This window comes from Longibacter salinarum, from assembly GCF_002554795.1.
In the GTDB taxonomy this organism is placed as follows: domain Bacteria; phylum Bacteroidota; class Rhodothermia; order Rhodothermales; family Salinibacteraceae; genus Longibacter; species Longibacter salinarum.
Genome location: NZ_PDEQ01000020.1, coordinates 1 through 878, shown reverse-complemented (window position 1 = coordinate 878; position 878 = coordinate 1). Strand labels below are relative to the sequence as shown.

Genomic DNA, 878 nt, shown 5'->3' with positions numbered 1-878 from the left:
GGCCACGCCGACTACGTCAAGAACATGGTGACGGGCGCGGCGCAGATGGACGGCGCCATTCTCGTGGTCGCCTCCACCGACGGCCCGATGCCGCAGACGCGCGAGCACATCCTGCTTGCCCGTCAGGTTGGCGTGCCGTACCTGGTGGTCTTCATGAACAAGGTCGACCTGGTCGACGACGAGGAGCTCCTCGAGCTCGTCGAGATGGAGGTGCGCGAGCTTCTGGAAGAGTATGAGTTCCCGGGCGACGAGATTCCGGTGATCCGCGGCTCGGCGCTGCAGGCACTCGAGGGCGACGAAGGCGCGATGGACCAGGTGATGGAGCTGATGGACGCGGTGGATGAGTACATCCCCACGCCGGAGCGCGACATCGACAAGCCGTTCCTGATGCCGGTCGAGGACATCTTCTCGATCACGGGTCGCGGCACGGTGGTGACCGGACGCATCGAGCGTGGCCGGGTGGAGACCGGGCAGGAGATCGACATCGTCGGCATGCAGGAGGACAAGATGACCTCCACGGTGACCGGCATCGAGATGTTCAACAAGACGCTCGACGAAGGCGAAGCCGGCGACAACGCAGGCATTCTGCTTCGCGGCATCAAGAAGGATGAGGTGCACCGCGGGATGGTCTTGGCCGAGAAAGATTCGGTGACGCCGCACAAGAAGTTTGAGTGCGAGGTGTACGTGCTGTCGAAAGAGGAGGGCGGGCGCCACACGCCGTTCTTCAAGGGCTACCGCCCGCAGTTCTACTTCCGGACCACGGACGTGACCGGCGACATTCAGCTGCCGGACGGCGTGGAGATGGTGATGCCGGGCGACAACGCGACGTTTAAGGTGGACCTGATCCAGCCGGTCGCGCTGGAGGAGGGGCTGCGCTT

General features: G+C 64.1%; 1 protein-coding gene. It reads left to right on the top strand.

Annotated elements, in window-relative coordinates:
• A partial coding sequence (gene tuf / locus CRI94_RS17420) for an elongation factor Tu (RefSeq protein WP_098079405.1) occupies window positions 1-878 on the top strand: 878 nt, incomplete at both ends.